The following is a 19,227-nucleotide window of genomic DNA, read 5'->3' as shown; positions in this document are numbered from 1 at the left end:
GCCGCGCTCGTCGGAGGCGACGTTGCCGAAAGCTATTGGCCGAGGGACTGACTCAGTAGTACTCGTGCCAGGCCCTGGGTGAATGCGGGGAGTTGGGTGGACCAGGAGCCGTCGGTGAAGGTGGAGGGGACGGTGGTGGTTTGGCAGGTGGGTGGGTTCGGGTTGTCGGAGTTCATGGCGCGGTCCAGCCAGGTGAAGGAGCCGCCGACGCTGGTGAGGGCTTCGATGCTGTGGTCGCTGATGAGGTCGGGGAGGTCGTCGCGGACATAACTCACTGACGCACCGGCCGCGCAGTAGCGGGCGACCAGGGCATCGACCTTCGCTATCGGGCTTACCTCGTCGTTCACGGCGTTCACGATGTACATCGGTGTGGTGGGGGTGGCGGTGCCGCGGGCTCGGTCGGCGATGGTCGCGTGGATCACCGGGTCCGAGAGCACTTGATCCAGTGGCACGGTCAGCAGGTCCGAGGCATTGATGAAGAGGTTCTTCGAGACTGTGGCAGAGACGCATTCGCGACCGGCTGCCGCGAGGATCGCGCGGGCTCCCGGCTTCAGGTAGCGGTCGAGGGCGGCGGAGAATTCCGGGGAGTCATACATGACTGCGGCTACTCCGACGGCGATCAGGCCGCCCGAGATGCGGCCGCTGACCGATCGCATTGCCGCGGCGAGGTCCGGAATCGGCGCGCCGAGTACGGCACCCACGATATTGAGTTCCGGGGCGTAGGACGGGTGTAGCTCTGCGGCCCAGCTGGTTCCGATGCCGCCGCCGGAGTATCCGGTCAGCGCGGTGCGGGTGGCGGCACCGTCGAGGCCGAGGGGGCTGAAGTTCTCGGCGGCTCGAATCCCGTCCAGCACGGTGTATCCCATGACGCGGGGTGTGAGGAAGCGGTTGTCGATGCCACCCGGGTCGGGAATCGATACCGTCCAGCCGCGATCCAGCGCGATCGCGGCCTCGAGCGCTTCGCTCGGTGGCGGGGAGGCGAGATCCCCGGCTGTCATGGCATACGACGGCATGCAGGTGCGCTGGATGGAGTCGTAGGCCGCCTGCACCGAAAGCAATCGAGCAGGGCCGGAACGGGTTTCGGGACTCAGCACGGTGGTGACCGCGGCGTACGGGTTGCCGTCGGCGTCGGTGGTGCGATACAGCAGCTGCCAGGCGTTCACCGCCAGCGGCAGCGACGGGAGCGCGGCGGCGCGGACCGGGCGGCTGGCGAGAATGGTTCCGGGCGTAGCGGATTCATAGCCCGCGGGTGGATCGTAGAAGGTGTCGGCCGGAGCGGACTGTGCTGCAACGGGATCGGGTGCGTCGTCGGCCGAGGCGGCCGGAAGCCCGGCCAGCACGCAGGTTCCGGTCAACGCCAGAGCGCCGGTGAGCGCGGACAACCGCAGCAGGGCTGAAACATGGTGCCGTGGGCGCGCATCGGTGATGTGGTGAGTGGTCATCATTCTTCCGGGTGATTCGAGCACGGACGAAAGCCCTCGACGCCGCGCATACCCCACGCGATGCGCGGTGCCGAGGAGGTGGTGGGGGCCGTTACGGGATATCGGCGCTGAGCGGGATATTCACCCAGCTGGGCTCGGCCGGATCCAGGCGCAGATGCTGCGGCGCGAGCTTACTGTCGACCAGAATCGGCATGGGCGGCAAGCCCTTCGGGAAATTGCCGGCGTAGACGTCCAAGCGCAGGCGATGCCCGGGTTGCAGGACCGCGTCGGTGGGGTCGATCGCGATATCGAGGACGAGCGGTTCGCCCGGTGTCACGGTTTGGCGCTTGTCGACGTCGAGGTAGTAGACGGGCCGGGTGTAATCGCCGTTGTCCGTTCTGCTGCTGCGGGATTCGTCGATCTGACGCAGCGAGGCGACCAGCTGACCCGAGCTGATCTCGCGTGAACGACCGTCCGGGGACACGTCATTCACGGTGACGACCCAGTAGCCGTCGGGTTGATCGAGCACCGTGTTCAGATGCGCGCTGATGGCCCCGGAGATGACCGTCGGTTCGGCGACCGGGCCGCTGGTGAAGCTCAAGCCGTTGTTCTCCCAGATCCGCGAGTCCTCACCGCAGGCCATGACGATGGACGGGACGCCCGCCAGAATGCGCGCGGTATCGCGGGAGCACACGCCGAGAATTCCGGGCGCGACGGTCAGATCATTGACCGCGCTCTGTCGCGGGCTGCTCGAAAGTCCTCCGTCGTACAGCGAATTCGCGGTGCCGGTGCGCTGATCGTCGAGATACATACGGCGGTAACCATTTCCGGCCTGCGGATAGGTGTCCGAGGAGATCCATCCCCCACCCTGCTGCATCAGCGTGAGCGGACTGTATCGGTCGATCCCGTTGTCGATTCCCTTGAGCCACTTGTCGAACCACGCGCGCTGGAGCACATCCAGGCGCGGCGGCATCCCTGGATCGCCGAATCCCTTGATACCCGCACCCGCGTGAAAGCCCTCGCCGACGACAAGTTTCTTGCGGTCCGCGGCCTGCGGTATGGCCCGATAGGTGTCGGTCGGTGTGCTGCCGAACAGATCCCACCAACCGCTGACCATGAAGCTCGGTGCGGTGACATTCTGGCTGTCGGCCTTCAGCCCCCGGCGCACGTCGGACTCCGGGTCGAACAGATCGCGGGTCTTGGGCATGAGCTGGCCGGTATTCATCGCGGTGAACGCGTTGGCGACCACATCCACCATCGTCAACGGGTCGGCGAGCCTGTCCTGCAACCACTTCAGCTGCTGCTCCGGATCGAACTTAACCGCAATGACCGACTCCACATCGGGCGCGAATTTGGCCAGGTTCACCACCATCGGCCAGAACGCGGCGAACCCGAATCCGACCGCGCCGCCCGGTGCCACGATGTCATCGACGAGGTCCCCGCTGCCGATATAGGTGAAGACCGCCTTGATCGCCGGATTGCCGCGATCGGCCGAGCGCAGGGCCGCGATACCGGTCGCCGACGTGCCCTTGACCCCGACACTGCCGTCGCTCCACGGCTGCTTGGTGATCCAGTCGATCACCTCGGCGGCGTCCTGCCGCTCCTTGTCCCCGAACATCTGCCACTTGCCCTGGGACGTCCCGGTACCGCGAATGTCCACGTGCACCATGTTGTATCCGGCTTTGACCAGGTCATAGTTGTGCAGAAAAGTCTGCAAAGCACCCGACCGCAGCTGCTGGCTCAGATCGGTGAGTCCCTCGAGCCCGGATCCGGCGGGCGCGCCGATCGATCCGATCCACGGCAGCAGCACATTCTCCACCCCGGGCACCTGCAACAGCACCGAGGCCAGGTTGATCGCGATCTTGCTGTAGGTCTCGAATTCCACGATCGTCGGCAGTTTGGCGTCCACCGGCTGCCCGGTGTTCCCGGGCCGGGTGACATCGAGTTTGATCACCGTTCCGTCGCTCAGGGTGACCGGCTCGGCCAGGTCCGGGAAGATCTGCGCGTACGGTTGCGGGCCGTCGACCGCGGCGGTCCACGCGGCGGCGTACTGCCCGCCGTCAATCCCGGTGAATTCGGGATCGGCGGCCGAGATCGGCTGGACGAACAGGGTCACCGCGGCGATGCCGATGACCGCCACGCTCGCTTTTCGAGCGAACAATCTTGCCCCCACCCTCGATTTCATATCGCTCCACATTCATTCGAGTCATCCGAAACGTCAATGTTTTTCAGAGTTCGGACGCATTAGCCGATTACGAGTTACCAGCGGGTAGGGACTGTAATGCGGCCCACATCGGCCGGGCAACCTGCACATATCCCATTCCCCCGCCGAAACCCCAGCTCAGAGCGATGTACATGGCCTTTTATCCCACGGCGACAATATTTTTCGCCGTGTCGGTGGCAGAATATGTTAATTGCATTGGGAGTTCACGGCCGCAGCCCGCGATATTGCGGTGAATCGACGCTCTGCATTAACGTCCGTAGTCGCGAATAACCGACATCGGGAAAGGCGAGCCATCACATGGTGACAACGGCACGAGCCGCCGGCCTGCGGGACTATCCGGCATTGGCCGATGAGTTGGGCGGCGATGGCGCGGCCCTGCTCGGCCGTTTCGGCATCACCGTCGCCGCGGTCACCAACGACGAGGCGATCATCCCCGCCGAATCGATCGGGTGGGCGCTCGAAGCCGCTGCGACAGAACTGAATTGCCCCGACTTCGGCCTGCGACTGGCCGCCCGGCAGGACATCGACGTGCTGGGACCGCTGGCGGTCGCGGTGGCCAACGCCGCCACCGTCGGCGACGCGCTGGAATTCGCCTCCCGCTTCGTGTTCACGCATAACGGCGGTATCTCCGTCGGCTTGATCGAGGATCCGGAAGGCGAGCCCGAGGCCATCGGGTTGGAATACCGCGATACCGCCGCCGCGACCGGCTTCGCACAGGGCGCGGGATTGTCGGCGGGCACGATTCACAAGGTCCTGCGGCAGGTGGCGGGTGAGGACTACGGTCTGCTCTCGATCCATCTGCCGCATCCGCCGGTGGCACCGAAGTCGCTCTACATCGAATACTTCGGCGCGCCAGTGGTTTTCGACTCGCCGTACGTCGTCTTCCGGATACCCGCCGAGATGCTCGCCCGCCCCATCGCGGGCAGCAACCACACCCTGCGCACCATCTCGGTCGACTACCTGAACAGGAACTTCTCCGATCAGGATCACACCATGAGCGCCCGCGTCCGCGTCGCGATCGAACAGCTGATCACCACCGCCAAACCCGATATCGCGACCGTGGCCCGCATGCTGATCATGCATGAGCGCACCCTGCAACGCGCCCTCGCCGCCGAGGGCACCACCTTCAACGATGTCCTCGACGGCACCCGCCGCGACACCGTCTACCGCCTGCTGCGCGAGACCGATCTGCCGATGAGCCAGATCACCGCGCTCGCCGGCCTACGCGAACAATCCGCGTTGACCCGGGTGGTGCGCCGCTGGTTCGGCGTCACACCCCAGCAGATCCGCAATTCCGCTCGGGCACAACATGGTTCATCGGCCGGGATCCGCGTTCAACCGGTCTCGCGCGAATAGCCGCGCGCCGATATCGCGCACCACTCCCCCGCGGAATTGGCTCGGCGTGGCATCGAAACGTCGGCGGAAAGCCTTGTTGAAACTGCTGGCCGAACCGAACCCCAGGTCCGAGGCGATATCGGCGATACTGCACCGCTGGTAGGCCGGACTGCGCAGGCGCTCGCACGCCACGTGCAGGCGTTCTTCTCGAATGACTTCGCTCGGCGTGGTGCCAATGGCGTTGAACGCCAATTGAATCTGCCGCAGCGACCAGCCGAGCGCGGTGGCGACGCGCGCGCCGGTGAGGTCCGGATCGCCGACGTGGGCGCGAATGTACCGGCGGGCGGCCGCCTGCACATCCGCGAGCGGGGTGGCCGAGGTCGCCGGATCGCCGAGGATCTGCATGCACAGCAGATCCACCAAACGTTCGGAGACGCTGTCGAATTCGCGATCGGTGAGGGTGGTGCACTCGGTGTACAGGCCACCGATCAGGGCGGCGGTCACGCCCCCGAGCCCGGTGGTGAGATCGAGTGGGCCGGGCGGCGGCGCGACGCGATTGAGGCGATGCCGCACCTGTTCGCGCGGAATGTTGATGATCACCCCGCGCGTGGCCTCGGACATGGACAGTGCGAAGGGCTGATCGATGGCCACCAGCAGCATCGATGCCGGGGTGAGGATTCCGTGCCCATCGTCGGACCCGAAGGCCAGCTGCCCGGTGAACGGAATAATCAGCCGATAGTTGTCATCGGGATCGGCACGGATGAGTTTGCGGGTGCGCAGGTAGGTGACGGCATCGGATTCCCACCCGATCAACTGATAGGAATCGGTGCGCCGCAGTTGGGTACTGCCCTGGAAATCGGTGCGACTGGGAAACCGGTAGCCGAGTCGGCATTGATACATATTGATCACGTGCGCCCAATAGTCCGCGCGCTCACGTGGATCCACGGCACTCGTCGTGGCCGAGTCGGCAATAGCCACTGTGTTCATCGGTACCGTCTTTCGGTTCGGCGACCATCGGTGCCTGATCGTCAATCCAATTCGAGGTCAGAGTTTACGACCGAACCCGCGCGGGCCGCAGCCCGGCCACGATCGCCGGTTCCGCGCTCTGCGCATTCGGACAATGGCCGTGCGTTCGGGGACAAGCGGGCACGCACGGCCGATCGATACCGTGCGAACAGCCAACTCCCGGATCGACGGGCGCTGACGATATCGACCCGTTCAACCGGACGCGGACGGGTAGCAAGGAGTTCACATGCGCGCAATCGCGATCGGCGACGACGAACCGGCCGCAGGTGCCGACCCACTTATGTTGCCCTGCAACAAAATAGACCGAATGTGGGAATCCGATGAGCTCTCCGACCCGCGTATCGACCCGATGCCCGTACGGGCCGAAATGCGATTCGTCCTCGTCCCAGGGGCGGCGCGTTTCGGTTTCATCTCATCGCTGTGGGGCTGACCCCGGTTCATTCACCACCTCCGATCGCACCGGGAGCATGGCCATCGAGCGGTACGAAATAGAAACGTTTCTGGCGCTGGCGGAGGAATTGCATTTCCGGCGGGCCTCCGAACGTTTGGGGTTGTCCACCGGCCGGGTCAGTCAGACGGTCAAACGCCTCGAACGTCGTGTCGGCGCACCGCTGTTCGATCGCACCAGCCGCCAAGTGGCACTCACCGCCACCGGACAGCGGCTCCGCGACGACTTGCAGCCAGCCTACGAGAGCGTGCAACGGGCGGTGGCGCGGGCGATCGAATTCGGCCGTGGCATCACCTGCACCCTGCAAATCGGATACTCCGCGCCGTGGGTGGCCGATCTGCTCGGGGCTGCCACCGAAACGTTCCGGATGCACCGTCCCGACTGCGACATCACGATTCACGAAGTGCAGGTGGGGAATCCGCTCGGCGGACTCCGCTCGGGCGATCTCGATCTGCAGATCAGCGAATTCCCGGTCCACGAAACGGGTCTCGCGATCGGGCCGGTGGTCCTGACCGAGCCGCGCGCGCTCATGGTCCCGGCGCGGCATCCGTTCGCACACCGGGACACCGTGTCGCTGGAGGATCTCGCCGATGTCCCGCTGATATCGATTCACGGTGCGGTGCCGGGGTATTGGCTCGACGCCCATCTGCCTCTGCACACACCGTCCGGGCGACCGATTCCGCAGGGGCCGACCGCCACCTATTGGACCGAGATCCCGACCCTGGTCGCGGCGGGTCGTGGTGTCTCGCCGGTGGCAGCGTGCGGCCGCCTCTACCACTCCCGTCCCGGCATCGCCTTCGTGCCGTTTCGGGATGCTCCGCCGATCGAGTACGGCCTGATCCGGTCGATCGGCAGGGATTCGGCCCCGCTGCGCGCGTTCATCACAACGCTCCTCGAAGTGGCTGCGGCGCAACGGGAGAACGGCACGGGCGACTCGAGGGCATTGGGGTTCGGTCCCTGAGCGATTGTGCTGCAGCCTTATTCCATAGTCCTGTGGCCCCGATGTGCGTACCCTGAGCTCGATCACACTCGAGAACCTGGGGTGACAATGAACTCGGGCCACCACTCCGCCGTCCGGCGCCCGACGGATCCGGGACCGGTGAACCGAATGGTGGACCGGATCGGGGCATTCGCCGTCCTCGCCATCGCTATCGGACTTTTCGCCATCGGGATCGGGGTGGCGAATCTGAGTTCCGATCCCGATGGGGCGGCCACGGCCCTCCAGGTCGCCGGAGCGATCCTGTTCAGCGCGGTCGCGATCATCATCGCGATCTGGAATTTCGATGCCTGGCAGGTCCGCCGCGAACGCGCGATGGCCGCCGAGACAAGCGAATCCGAGCCGGCCGGGAGCTCCGCGGTCGCGGTGCCCGCCATGCTCGGCGATGTGCGGCTGCATTCCACCGTGGAACTCGCGTTGCGCTCCGCCGCCGCCCAGACCGCTCCGCGACCACTCGATACCCAGGTCCTGTTCCTCACGCTCATGCGAGCGGACTCCTCCGGCCAGTGGTATCGCCTCTGGCTGCATACCGGTGGCGCACGCAGGATCACCGCTCGACCGGCGCAGGATCCGACGAACTACACCGCGGCCACCTGGCAGGGATACCCGCTCACCTTTGCCACTGCTCGATCGCTCGATATCGCCGCCAGGTTGTCGCGCCGCTACGACATCTGGCCGCTCACCGTCGGCATGCTCGCCATCGCCCTCATCGCCGACCCGGCTTCCGGAGCGGTACGCGCACTCGGCCCGAATGCCGACCGCCGTGCCATCCTCGATGTACTTCAGACCGACGTGCTCGGGGTCGAGCTCACCGATCTGACCCTCGTCCTCGCGGCCGTGCTGCACGAGACCCCCGCGCCACCGGCGGAGATCACGCACGGATCGAACCCCGGTGTGGTGCAACGCATTCCTGTTCTCCAGCGGCGATACCCGGTGTTGGTGGCGTGCCTCGGGCTGATAGGCGTGGCCGCAGTGGTGCTGGGCAGTGTTGTCGGGTGACATCGCGTTCGGGGGTTGCCGCGGACGGCCGTATCCGGTCGCAGCTCGGTGGTATCCGCACCGGGGCGATAGCGTCACGAGCGTGAGTGACGATGGGACAACCGAAGTCGAGCAGTTGCGTGAGCGGGTGGCGCGGATCGAAGCCGTCGAGGCGATCAAGGCGCTCAAGCATCGGTACTGGCGCGCGTGCGATGCCAAGAATCCGCGGGCTTTCCGCGACTGCTTCATCGCCGAGGGCGCGTCGATCGATTTCGGAACGCTGGGCCGATTCGATGATGCCGACGGGATCGTGAAGATCTTCGAATCCATTGCGCTGCACCAGGTTGACGGGAAGCCGGTGATACTCGATATGCATCACGGCATGCTGCCCGACATCACCCTCACCTCCGCGACGTCCGCGAACGGCGTCTGGACGCTACGGTTCCGGCAGGTCAATCTGATCGACAGAACCGAGAGCGTTTCCGCGGGCGAATACGACGACGAGTATGTCATCGAGAACGGCGCGTGGAAGATGTCCAAATCCCACTTCCGGACTTTCTGGACGATTACCCGGCCGCTCACGCCGGACACGGTCATCACCGTCGCGAACGACGGTCCCTGAGCGATCGGGTCGCATCGACGCAGCGGCCGGGCCGTGCTGCCCACCACTGGGAAGCGACGGTATGGCAGGTAGAAACACTGCGGTGATGCGTTTTCGGACCACGACCGCCGCCGACTCCGGGCATGCCGAATTCACGGTGATCGTGCGAGAGCCGGTGCCCGACACCGCCACGGTGCGGTCCATACTGGATTGGTTGCGCGACGCGGTTCTCGGTGGGCAGTGGATCGAACCGCGGCAGGTGTTCAGCATCGCCGGTCGGATGGTGCGGGTCATCGCGCGCGAGGATGGCACCCTCGGGCTCGAGGAAGAGGTCACGCCCGGGGTGTGGTCCGAACAGGTCGACGAGATCATCACCGATCTGCATCATCAGGAGACCGTCTGCGCCAGACTCGAATTGGCGATGTTCGACGGCAGTGTCGCCGGAACGGATATGGTGGCGCTCCGTCCATGCGTGCGTACCACGGGTTCACTCGGGTTCCGCCGACATGGGGGCACCCCGGATCAAGGCATGTCGGGCTGGTTCCTGGTCTGCCTGGACGAGCATGACCATGAGCCGGTGGGTTACTCCTCGCTCCGACATGTGTTGGCGGAGTGGCCGTATCTACGTCAGTTCCTGGCGCTGCCGCCGGACACCACCGTCGTCCTGGAACCGTCGGTCATATTGGCGGGTAGCGTCTTGGCCACCGTAGTGCGCGACGGCGTGGACATCACTCACGGCGGTATCTGGTTCGGGCCGCAAAGAGCACCGTTGTCCATGGCGCGGGCACGGCGCGGGCTCGGGAGTTTCGGAGATGGGCTGACCCGCACCATGATCGGTGAGCAGCTGGGACTACCCGATGTGGTCGCCCGGGTCGCTCTGACCTCGACGGAAGAATCCGGGGCGTGGTGGGTGGCGTGGGCGCTCGACGACATTCAGGACGCGATCGCCGACGGCACCCGATTCACCGCCGGGCAGACCGTGCGGTCCGGCTGGCGCACATTGCGGTTGGTCGAACGGCCCGATGGGCTACTGGGTCTCGAGGAACGCGTCACCGGCGACCACTGGGTGGAACAGATCGATCAGACGCTGCGCGAATCGTGGACACAGCGGCAGGTGGCCGCGGGACTGGGCCTGGAGGCCGGTATCGACTTTCCGGCCGACACCCAGGTCGCTGCCGTCGCGGACTGCGTCGATGAGACGGTGTCCGCGCTCACCCTCTCGCGCGATTCTCTTGACGACGCGATGCATTCGGGCTGGACGGTGACCTGCGCACGTTCGCATGAACATGGCGCCCTGCGAACCCGCACCCTATGGGACCTGGTCGAGTCACTGCCCTTCCTCACCGCGTTCCTGGCGCTGCCCGCACCGATATCGGTGCGGATCGACACCGCACGCGGCACCGACCCCACCGCCATCCGTGCACGAGTCCTGTTGTGGGACAGGGAGCTTCTGCCCGAACCCGGTTCCTACACCGCCGAGCTCCTGGGTACCGAGGACTTATTGGAAGCGTAAGGGTGTGAAATCCGCAGTCCGGCGAGACCGCCATGGCCCGAGGGTGTCCGGACTGCGCTGCGGCGGTGCGCAGCGGGTGTCGTGCCTATCCCAGAGCCGTCGCGCGCTCATCCCACGCGTGGCGCGCTGGTGCGAAATGTCCGGTCTCAGGGGGTGATCGCGACTAGTTTCAGCTGATGAGCGCGTCGCATACGCAGACCTCGGCCATCGGCACCGGCCGGGGTTTGTCCTACCCCATGTTTGCCGTCGTCGTCATCGTCTATCTCGCCCTCATTCAGGGCGGCGGGCTTCTCATGAAGCACCTCACCGGCGAGGACGATTTCCTGTCCACCCGGGCGGTGTTCTACTGCATGATCATTCCGCTCGGTGTGGCGTTGGCGTTCACGTACGGGGTGATCGGCTATCTCGGCTGGCTGCGGCCGGTGCTGCACGATGACCGGCCGACGCAATCGTGGGTGCGCGTGGTGCCGATCGTGTTCCTGGTCGCCATCGCCGGGGGCATCGCCTACAGCGCGCTCTCGCAGAAGGGGTGGCTGTATGTCGTTGTGCTGCTTATCGCCACGCAGTTCGTGGGATGGGGTGAGGAGGGGATGTTCCGCGGTATCGGGGTGGTGATGCTGCGCGAGCACGGGCTCACCGAAGGCCGGGTCGCGCTCTGGTCGAGCGTGATCTTCGGCGCGGTGCACCTGACCAATGCCATCAGTCACGGCGCTTCGGCGCTGCCGCAGGCGATCATGGTCAGCCTCGCGGGGTACTTCTTCTACCTGATCCGGCGGGTTACGCGCGGCAATGCGGCGAACTCGATCATCCACGGGCTCTTCGATTTCACGCTGCTGTCCGGGACCGCGATCCTGGCCGAGCAAACCTTCTACGCCGGCACCCTGCTGCCGATCCTGGTCTACCCGTTGCTCGCGATCATCCTGCTGATCAAGCGCCGCCACATCGAACCGGCCGTCAGCTGAGCCGACCGCCTGGGAATACCGCTACTCGCCCGTAAACCCGGCCAGGCCCTATCGTGCTGCGGGACAACGCGGTCGAGCAAGCGCGTACGCGACAGGTGCTACCGAACGGATCCGACGGTGACCAGCTCAATCCATCGACTTCTCGTCAAACCCGACGATGCGGGCATTGCCGGGCCCGTCGACGGCGGCCGTCTGCTGGAGTGGATCGACAAGGTCGGCTATGCGGCGGCCGCGCAGTGGAGCGGGCGGTACTGCGTGACCGCCTATGTCGGCAATATCCATCTCGACCGTCCGATCGCGGTGGGCGAACTGGTTGAGCTGCATGCGAATCTGGTGCATACCGGGCGCACCAGCATGCACATTCTGGTGACGGTCTACTCGACCGATCCGACCCGGGCCAAGCCGATCCAGACCACGCAATGCCTGATGATCTTCGTCGCGATGGACGACCACCGCCACGCCGTCGAAGTCCCGCAATGGGTTCCGACGACCATCCTCGAACAGCAGCGCAGTCGCCAAGCGCGCGAACGCGTCTCGGTGCGCCGCCGGATCGAGGAGGCGATGAGCGCCGAGCGGTACACGAGCGCGGGCACCGCACCCGACGCCACCCTGCGCTTCCTGGCGGCGCCCTCGGATATCAACTGGGGTGGCCGGGTGCACGGCGGGCGGACCATGGGCTGGATCGACGAGGCCGCCTACGTCTGCGGCGCTGGTTGGGCCGGACAGCACGTGATCACGTCGTATTTCGGCGGTATCCGCTTCTACCGCCCGATCGCCATCGGTCATGTGGTCGAGGTGACCGCGCGGCTGATCCACACCGGCCCGCGCAGTATGCATATGAGCGTGCACGTCACCTCCACCGATACCTTCTCCGATCAACCCGTGCTCGCCGCCCACGGACTCGCCGTCGTCGTGGCGCTGGGCGAGGACGGAAAAGCCCGGCCGATCCGCCCCTGGGAACCGGTGTCCGGTGAAGACCGGGCACTCGACGAACACGCCCGGCAATTGATCGAATTCCGCGCCGAAGCCACACCTTTCACACTGGCGGGAGCCGTGCCCCCGGACGCCGAACCCAGCTATCTGCGCGTACCGGTTCTCTCTTAGCCCTGTGCCCTGCGGAATCTCCGCGAACGCGGTCGGGAATGATGCAACGGTGATTCGTGTATTGGTGGCCGAGGACATGCGCATCCTGCGGGAGGCGCTGATCGGTTTGCTGTCCCTCGAGCAGGACATCGAGGTGGTGGCCGGGGTGGAAACCGGAGACGCGGTTGTCCCCGCGGTGCTGGCACACCGGCCCGACGTGGCGATACTCGATATCGAATTGCCCGGGATCGACGGGTTGGAAGCCGCGGCGCTGCTGCGCGATCGGGTGCCCTCGTGCCGGGTGCTCATCCTCACCGGCGTGGGCCGACCCGGCAATCTGCGCCGGGGTATCGCCGCGCAGGTGGCCGGATTCATGTTGAAAGATGCCCGCCCTCAGGAACTCATCGACGCGATCCGCACGGTGGCGGGCGGTGGACGGGTGCTGGATCCGCAGCTCGCGTACGCGACGCTCGATGTGGCCGACAGTCCGTTGACCGAACGCGAGACCGATGTGCTGCGCGAACTGGCCACCGGTGCGTCACCGCGCGAGGTCGCGGCCACTTTGCATCTGGGCTATGGGACGGTACGGAACTATTTGGCCGCCGCGGTGACCAAACTCGATGCCCGCAATCGCGTGGACGCGATCAAACTCGCGACAGCCGCGGGTTGGCTGTGACCGGTTCGGCCGCCGACTCCATCACCCGAGGGAGCGTGGCGGTGAGCGTGAACAGGCCCGAATCCCGTTCTGTCACAAGGACTCCTCCGGAATCGCTGAGCCGGGAAGACATATTCGACAGGCCGGTGCCCTGACGTTCGGGCACTTCCTTGCCGAGTGGCACGCGATTATTCGTGACAACCAGCCGCATCGAATTCGCATCGACGATCACGTGGATCGACGCCCGATCCGCTTCGGAATGACGCACGATATTGGTCACCGCCTCCCGCAGGACGATGGCCAGGACTCGACTGTCCGGCGGGGCGGGGGCAACGTCCACATTCACCTCGGCCCCCGTTGCCTCCAGAACCGAACGGGCGGTGGCGATCTCCTCGGCCAGGGACAGCTCGGCGGGTCCGCGGGTGATCGATCGGACTTCCTGTAGCGCCTGGTCGGCCAGCTGTGCCAGCTCGAGTAAGGCTTCGGCGGGATCCTCCGGGCGGCGCGCCGCCAGTTCGGCTTTGAGGGTGATCGCCGACAGGGTCTGCCCGAGCAGGTCGTGGACATCGCGGGCCATGCGAAGCCGTTCGGCGACAACAGCCATCCGAAGCGCCTGCGCCCTGGTCCGATACAGCTCCCGATTCACCTCCGGGATGCGGCACAGCACATAGACGTAAACGGCCGCCACCACCGAGGTCACGCTCCAATAGATGCGCCACCCGAAATGAATGCCGTGCCACTGGAACGTCCACGCGGCCACCAGCGTGCAAGCCACGATCAACGCCCACGCCCAGGCCGTCCGGATTCGAACCACCACCGCACCGAACATCAGGAAGAACGGTGCGATCGTCGACGCCGCGGGCCACGACGGGAGCACCAGCGCGAGCACGACGATCACCGCGTGCAGTGCGAGCGTCCAGCGCCAAGCCCTGGGTTCGGCATCGGATTCCCGGGGTGCTCCGTGATGCAGTTGGAGCGCGCCCGAGACGATCATCAGTGCGGTGATCAGTGCGAAACCGCGCCAATCGACATGGAGCTGGGTGAGATTGGCCAAGGGCATCGCACTGCAATTGAGCAGTAGGAACAGCAGAAACCACCAGGCGAACCGAGCCTGCGAGGGCTGCTGCGCGGTATCTGCGGGCGCGGGTATCGCGGCGCGCTGCGCGTCCGCGACCGATCGAACGGTACCGAGCGCCGATCTGCTCGACTCGGCGATTCGAATCAGATCCGCGCGGCCGGGTGCCCGCCGGATCTCCCGAATGATCGCACCGAGTTCCGCGCCGAGGGTCTGATGCAACCGTGCCGCCGTGTCCAGCTGTTCGGTGGTCACGGCCATGGCGGCCACTCGCGCGCGTTCACGAGCCGTGCGCTCCAACTGCCGGACCAGATATACCGCCGCGAAGAAGGTGAAACCCACATTGAGATCGACGACGGTGGTGGTGACCGCGGAAAACGCACTGTCCAGCAATAGATTCCACGTGGTCTCGGCGATCAACACCGCACTGAACAACGGCCAGGCCAGATACGGCCGCAGCGTGAGCACGATGCCCGCCCCGAGCAGACCCGCGACCGGCCCCCACACCGTGCCGAGCCACGGGTAGGGCGCGAACACCAATACCGCCTGCACACACAGCAATAGCTTGGGATGCCAGCGCCCGATGCTGATCAGCCCTTGCAGCACGACGATCGCCACCAGGACAGCGGACCCGACGAGGGTGAATCGCGATGCCCCACTGATCAGTTCGCCGATCCGAGCCACCAGTTGCCCAGCGAGCATGACCGCGACAAGTATCCATCCGGGCTGTCGGCCCACCGCTCGCCTCCAGAACCAGCCGTAACCATCGCGCAGGAATGTGCATTTTGCACCCGCATTGCTGCACCGGACACTGCCGCCGAGCACCTGCTCGGCGAACACTACTCATATGACCGAAATTCAGCCATTCAAGATCGATATCCCGCAGTCCGACCTCGATGACCTGCGTGACCGCCTGCGCCGTACCCGATGGACCGGCGAGGTTCCCGGCCAGGAATGGACCCGAGGCGTGCCGCTGGACTACCTCCAGCAGCTCGCCCGCTACTGGGCGGACGAGTACGACTGGCGCGCCGAGGAGGCCGCACTGAACGAACTACCCCAGTTCACCACCGAGATCGAGGGCGAGACACTTCATTTCGCACACGTGCGCTCGGACAATCCCAATGCCCTACCGCTATTGCTGCTGCACGACTGGCCCGCCTCGTTCATGATCTTCCGCGAGGTCGTCGCACCGCTGTCGCAGGACTTTCACCTCGTCATCCCCAGCATTCCGGGCATCGCGTTCTCCGGTCCGCTGAACAGCACCGGCTGGCACGCGGGCAAGATTGCCGGAGCGTTCGTCGAACTCATGTCACGTCTGGGATATGAGCGCTATGGCGTGCAGGGTCAGGGCGGCGGTGCCTGGGACGCGGTGGAAATGGGCCGGCAGTCTCCGGAAAACGTTGTCGGCGTTCATGTCAACGGTCATGTCACCTTCCCGCTCGGGCAGGACGGTGAGATGGACGGCCTGACCGAGGACGAGATGCGCCGCCTAGGCAAGCTGCAGCATTTCCGCGACGACATGATGGGCTTCGCCATCCAGCAGTCCACCCGCCCGCAGACCCTGGCCTACGGATTGCACGATTCCCCGGTCGGTCAGCTCGCGTGGATCGTGGAGAAGTTCCGTGAATGGACCGACCCCGCCACCGAACTGCCCGAGGACGCGGTGGGCCGGGACAACCTCCTGACCAATGTCAGCCTGTACTGGTTCACCGGCACCGCCGGATCCTCAGCCGGGCTGTACTACGAGAACGGGCACAACCCGGACGCCTGGACGCCCCGGCCGACCGGAACCGTACCGACCGGTGTCGCATTGGCCCCCACCGATATCACCATTCGCCGCTTCGCCGAACGCGATGCGCCGGTGACCCATTGGACCGAACTCGCGCGCGGCGGCAACTTCCTGCCTATGGAGCAACCGGACCTGTTCGTCGCGGACGTGCGCACGTTCTTCCGCGGTCTCGGCGCGATCGAATGAGGCCGGGGCGGTCCGGTGATCAGATCCGCTGACCGCTCGACTCCGGCGCAGTGGCCAGGGCGAGGATGCCGTGAATGAGGTTGTCCAGGCTGCGGCGAGCTTGCTCGTCGTCGTCGAGGACCAGGTATTGCAGCAGGATGCCGTCGATGCCCGAGACCGCGAGGTGGGCGAGGTCTCGCACCGGTGTCCGGGGTGTCTCGCCCGCGCGTGCGCAGGCGTCGCGGATGAGGGTTTCGGTGGCTTCGAGGTAGTACTCGTAGAGTGCGCGGCCCAGGTGGGCGGCCTGGGGGGTGCGCATGGCGTACAGGGTCAATTCGTATTGCACGCGTTGGGTTCCCGGGTCGCTCCGGATTCCCTGCCAGTAGGTGCGGGCCAGGTGGTAGAGCGCGTCGGCCAGTCCGATGGGTGCGTCCCCGGCCTGCGGGGTGCTGGCTTCGAGAGCCCGCTTTCCCTCCTCCAGCAGTGCCTCCAGGACCGCCGCCAGCACTTCGTCCTTGCCCGCGAACACATAGTGCAGGGTCGCCAATGACAGCCCCGCCTCCCCGGCGATCGCGCGGGTGGTGGTTCCGGCGACGCCGTCGCGGGCGATGACCGCGGTTGCCGCCTCGACGATCTGCGCGCGGCGGACCGCGGCGGGCACGTGGGCCATACCGTCCTTCCAAGATGTGATCGATCGACTTGATCAGTTGAACAACTTGGACTATATCAGCTGGTCCTCGCGCTTCCAGTGGCTCACACAGGCAGTAGGTTCCAAGTTGGTCATTTGACTTAGTCGATCGATTGACTTAATACTTGTGCTGTACCGAGACGACGGGAGGAAGCAATGAACACATCGCGGCGCATGATCCGCGCCTTCGTCGTCGAAGGTATGGCGGCTCTCGGGCTCGGGATGATCGCGATGCTGTCCACGGACGACACCGCGATCACCGTGCTCGCGCTGACCGCGGGCTACCTCATGCTCGACGGAATCGCCGCCCTGCTGGCCGGATTGGGAGCCGACCACGGCGCACTGCGTGAGGAATCGTGGACGGTCCCGGCGACGTTCGGTATCCGGATATTCGGAATCGGCGTGGGGCTCAACGCATTACTGCGGCCCAACACCACGGTGTGGACCTCGCTGGAGTGGATGGGCTGCTGGCTCATCATTCGCGGCGCGGTCGACATCATCGCCGCGATCACGCCCTATCCCACCCGGGGACTGCGATTCCTGACCCATGTCCCGGCCCGCATCCGGCGCGTTCGGATCGGTTCGATCAATCGGCCGATCACGAATACCGCTGTCCGCGGACGGAACCGGTCGATTGCCCCCGCAATCGGCAGGACCCGCGTCCCGATACGCCGATATCACGCCCGCGGCTGACGAAGTACACATCGAGTGAATGGAAGACGGTCATGAATACTCGCGTACAGCACAATGATTCGACTCAGGTCCAGCTGCCCGCCGCCACCGCCGCATATTGGGCGGACCGCCATGTGGTCATTACCGGCGGCAGCAGTGGAATCGGCCTCGCCGTCACCGAATTGGCGCTCGGCGCGGGGGCGAAGGTCAGCGTGCTCGCCCTCGACGATCCCGCCATGTCCGCACTCGCCGCCCGCACCGGCGACTTCGACGGCAGGCTCGCGACCTTCACCGCGAACGTCACCTCGCCCGACCAGATCCGCACCGCACTGCACGGCGCGCGCTCCCAGCACGGCCCCATCGGCGCAGTCATCGCCTGCGCCGGAATCGCCAAACCCGGCTACTTCACCGAACTCTCGGAATCCGATTTCCGAAACCATATGGAAGTCAACTACTTCGGCACCCTGACCCCCATCCGCGAAGCCCTCCCTGACCTGCTCACCGCCGACCGGGCCAGCATCACCGCCATCTCCTCGGCCGCCGGTTTCCTCAGCCTCATCGGCTACAGCGCTTACAGCCCAAGCAAATTCGCCGTCCGCGCCGCCGCCGAGGCCCTGCGCCAAGAACTCAAGCCCAAGGGCATCACCGTCACCGTCGTCTACCCGCCCGACGTCGACACCCCCCAACTCGCCGCCGAAGCCGCCACCAAACCCCGAGAACTCTCCGCCCTCTCCTCCGGCACCCCCATGACCGCCCCCGCCGTAGCCCGCGCCCTCCTCATCGGCGCAGCCTCCGGCAAACCCACCGTCCTCCCCAACCTCGCCACCCGCATCCTGCGCCGAATCACCACCACCGCACCAGAACTCACCGCCCACTACGTCGACTGGATCATCGCCCGCATCCAACGCGGCCGGCGCTGAACGAGGACCCCGGATTACCCCCGATATGCCGATCGCGGGCCCAATTGGGCCCGCGATCGAATGGGATGGATATCGGTCAGTAGCTCGCGGCTACGTCGAGGATCCAGGTGACGCCGAAGCGGTCGGTCAGCATGCCGAAGGCTGGGGCCCACTGGGCCGGGCCGAATTCTTCGACGATCTTCGCGCCGTCGGAGAGTTTGGCCCAGAGGGCCGCGACCTCATCGACGGTTTCGCCGCGCAGTGAGACGAAGAATGGGGAGTTTGTCAGGGTTGTTCCGTTTTCACGGCGGGTCCACGAGGGCTCGGGGGCATCGGTTTGTCCGGGGACGTCGTAGGCCATGATGGCGAAGCCGTTCTCGGCTACGACCTGGCCGAATACGACGTTGTCCGCGCCGGGCACTTCCTTGGGCATACCGAAGTCCGCGTAACTCGCCACGGTGAGCTGACCACCGAACACCTGCTGGTAGAAGCTCAGCGCGGCGCGCGCCTCGCCGGTGAAGTTGAGATGGGTGACGGCGGCGACGGTCATGGGCACTCCTAGATCGAGGTTCCTCCGGAGGAATTCCGGATGCTTCCGATCGTGTCAGGAGTACAGGACAGTTTCTGGCCTCTACTTCGCGCCGATACATAACGTTCCCAGCAACGTCCCGCCAGCATCCGAAACCGGGCAGAACC

Annotated in this window: 17 protein-coding genes; 11 read left to right on the top strand and 6 right to left on the bottom strand. The window is 65.6% G+C overall.

Annotation, left to right across the window (positions count from 1 at the left end):
- Positions 1–32: 32 nt before the first annotated feature.
- Both ACFC4D_RS17195 and ACFC4D_RS17190 read right to left on the bottom strand, forming a co-directional pair.
- Positions 33–1,442, bottom strand: coding sequence for a lipase family protein (locus tag ACFC4D_RS17195; protein ID WP_376064368.1), 1,410 nt, complete (start codon positions 1,440–1,442; stop codon positions 33–35).
- A 91-nt stretch (positions 1,443–1,533) separates the two neighbouring features.
- Complete coding sequence (locus tag ACFC4D_RS17190) at positions 1,534–3,606, bottom strand: CocE/NonD family hydrolase (RefSeq protein WP_376064365.1); 2,073 nt, start codon at positions 3,604–3,606, stop codon at positions 1,534–1,536.
- Positions 3,607–3,942: 336 nt separating this feature from the next.
- On the opposite strand from ACFC4D_RS17190, the gene ACFC4D_RS17185 reads away from it, so the two are divergent.
- Complete coding sequence (locus ACFC4D_RS17185; protein WP_376064363.1) at positions 3,943–5,001, top strand: AraC family transcriptional regulator; 1,059 nt, start codon at positions 3,943–3,945, stop codon at positions 4,999–5,001.
- Here ACFC4D_RS17185 and ACFC4D_RS17180 read toward each other — a convergent pair.
- On the bottom strand, positions 4,960–5,967 hold the full coding sequence (locus ACFC4D_RS17180; RefSeq protein WP_376064361.1) for an AraC family transcriptional regulator: 1,008 nt from the start codon (positions 5,965–5,967) through the stop codon (positions 4,960–4,962). The genes ACFC4D_RS17185 and ACFC4D_RS17180 overlap by 42 nt on opposite strands.
- Before the next feature lie 506 nt (positions 5,968–6,473).
- On the opposite strand from ACFC4D_RS17180, the gene ACFC4D_RS17175 reads away from it, so the two are divergent.
- The 7 genes from ACFC4D_RS17175 (at position 6,474) to ACFC4D_RS17145 (ending at position 13,264) form a co-directional block, all read left to right on the top strand.
- Positions 6,474–7,415 (top strand): LysR family transcriptional regulator, encoded by a 942-nt coding sequence (locus tag ACFC4D_RS17175; RefSeq protein ID WP_376064360.1) that lies wholly within the window; start codon positions 6,474–6,476, stop codon positions 7,413–7,415.
- A gap of 147 nt (positions 7,416–7,562) precedes the next feature.
- Positions 7,563–8,450, top strand: a complete 888-nt coding sequence (locus ACFC4D_RS17170) for a hypothetical protein (RefSeq protein WP_376064358.1) — start codon at positions 7,563–7,565, stop codon at positions 8,448–8,450.
- A 115-nt stretch (positions 8,451–8,565) separates the two neighbouring features.
- Positions 8,566–9,051: a nuclear transport factor 2 family protein gene (locus tag ACFC4D_RS17165; RefSeq protein ID WP_376064851.1), complete on the top strand. Its 486-nt coding sequence runs from the start codon at positions 8,566–8,568 to the stop codon at positions 9,049–9,051.
- Positions 9,052–9,136: 85 nt separating this feature from the next.
- Positions 9,137–10,543 carry a hypothetical protein gene (locus ACFC4D_RS17160; RefSeq protein WP_376064356.1) on the top strand — a complete coding sequence of 469 codons (1,407 nt, stop codon included), beginning with the start codon at positions 9,137–9,139 and terminating at the stop codon, positions 10,541–10,543.
- Between the two features lie 176 nt (positions 10,544–10,719).
- Positions 10,720–11,505 carry a CPBP family intramembrane glutamic endopeptidase gene (locus ACFC4D_RS17155; RefSeq protein WP_376064353.1) on the top strand — a complete coding sequence of 262 codons (786 nt, stop codon included), beginning with the start codon at positions 10,720–10,722 and terminating at the stop codon, positions 11,503–11,505.
- Between the two features lie 117 nt (positions 11,506–11,622).
- Positions 11,623–12,609 carry an acyl-CoA thioesterase gene (locus tag ACFC4D_RS17150; protein ID WP_376064351.1) on the top strand — a complete coding sequence of 329 codons (987 nt, stop codon included), beginning with the start codon at positions 11,623–11,625 and terminating at the stop codon, positions 12,607–12,609.
- 49 nt (positions 12,610–12,658) lie between these two features.
- The gene (locus ACFC4D_RS17145; protein WP_375958985.1) at positions 12,659–13,264 is read left to right on the top strand and encodes a DNA-binding response regulator; all 606 of its coding nucleotides are present in this window, start codon (positions 12,659–12,661) and stop codon (positions 13,262–13,264) included.
- Here ACFC4D_RS17145 and ACFC4D_RS17140 read toward each other — a convergent pair.
- Positions 13,233–15,056, bottom strand: coding sequence for a sensor histidine kinase (locus tag ACFC4D_RS17140; RefSeq protein ID WP_376064348.1), 1,824 nt, complete (start codon positions 15,054–15,056; stop codon positions 13,233–13,235). The genes ACFC4D_RS17145 and ACFC4D_RS17140 overlap by 32 nt on opposite strands.
- Positions 15,057–15,165: 109 nt before the next feature.
- On the opposite strand from ACFC4D_RS17140, the gene ACFC4D_RS17135 reads away from it, so the two are divergent.
- Positions 15,166–16,293: an epoxide hydrolase family protein gene (locus ACFC4D_RS17135; protein ID WP_376064346.1), complete on the top strand. Its 1,128-nt coding sequence runs from the start codon at positions 15,166–15,168 to the stop codon at positions 16,291–16,293.
- Positions 16,294–16,312: 19 nt separating this feature from the next.
- Here ACFC4D_RS17135 and ACFC4D_RS17130 read toward each other — a convergent pair whose 3' ends face one another.
- Complete coding sequence (locus ACFC4D_RS17130) at positions 16,313–16,942, bottom strand: TetR/AcrR family transcriptional regulator (protein ID WP_376064343.1); 630 nt, start codon at positions 16,940–16,942, stop codon at positions 16,313–16,315.
- A gap of 174 nt (positions 16,943–17,116) precedes the next feature.
- Here ACFC4D_RS17130 and ACFC4D_RS17125 point away from each other — a divergent pair, with 174 nt between their 5' ends.
- Together ACFC4D_RS17125 and ACFC4D_RS17120 are read left to right on the top strand one after the other, a co-directional pair.
- Entirely contained in the window at positions 17,117–17,653 is a 537-nt protein-coding gene (locus ACFC4D_RS17125) for a DUF308 domain-containing protein (RefSeq protein ID WP_376064340.1), read from the top strand.
- A gap of 32 nt (positions 17,654–17,685) precedes the next feature.
- Complete coding sequence (locus ACFC4D_RS17120) at positions 17,686–18,552, top strand: SDR family NAD(P)-dependent oxidoreductase (RefSeq protein ID WP_376064337.1); 867 nt, start codon at positions 17,686–17,688, stop codon at positions 18,550–18,552.
- Between the two features lie 76 nt (positions 18,553–18,628).
- On the opposite strand, the gene ACFC4D_RS17115 is transcribed toward ACFC4D_RS17120, so the two are convergent.
- A complete protein-coding gene (locus tag ACFC4D_RS17115; protein WP_375958999.1) occupies positions 18,629–19,081 on the bottom strand; it encodes a VOC family protein in 453 nt (150 codons plus the stop codon).
- Between the last annotated feature and the right edge of the window lie 146 nt (positions 19,082–19,227).

This window comes from Nocardia sp. NPDC056000 (genome assembly GCF_042269265.1).
Taxonomy (GTDB): Bacteria; Actinomycetota; Actinomycetes; order Mycobacteriales; family Mycobacteriaceae; genus Nocardia.
The sequence above is the reverse complement of the archived record's forward strand: the minus strand, read 5'-3'. Positions and strand labels throughout refer to the sequence as shown.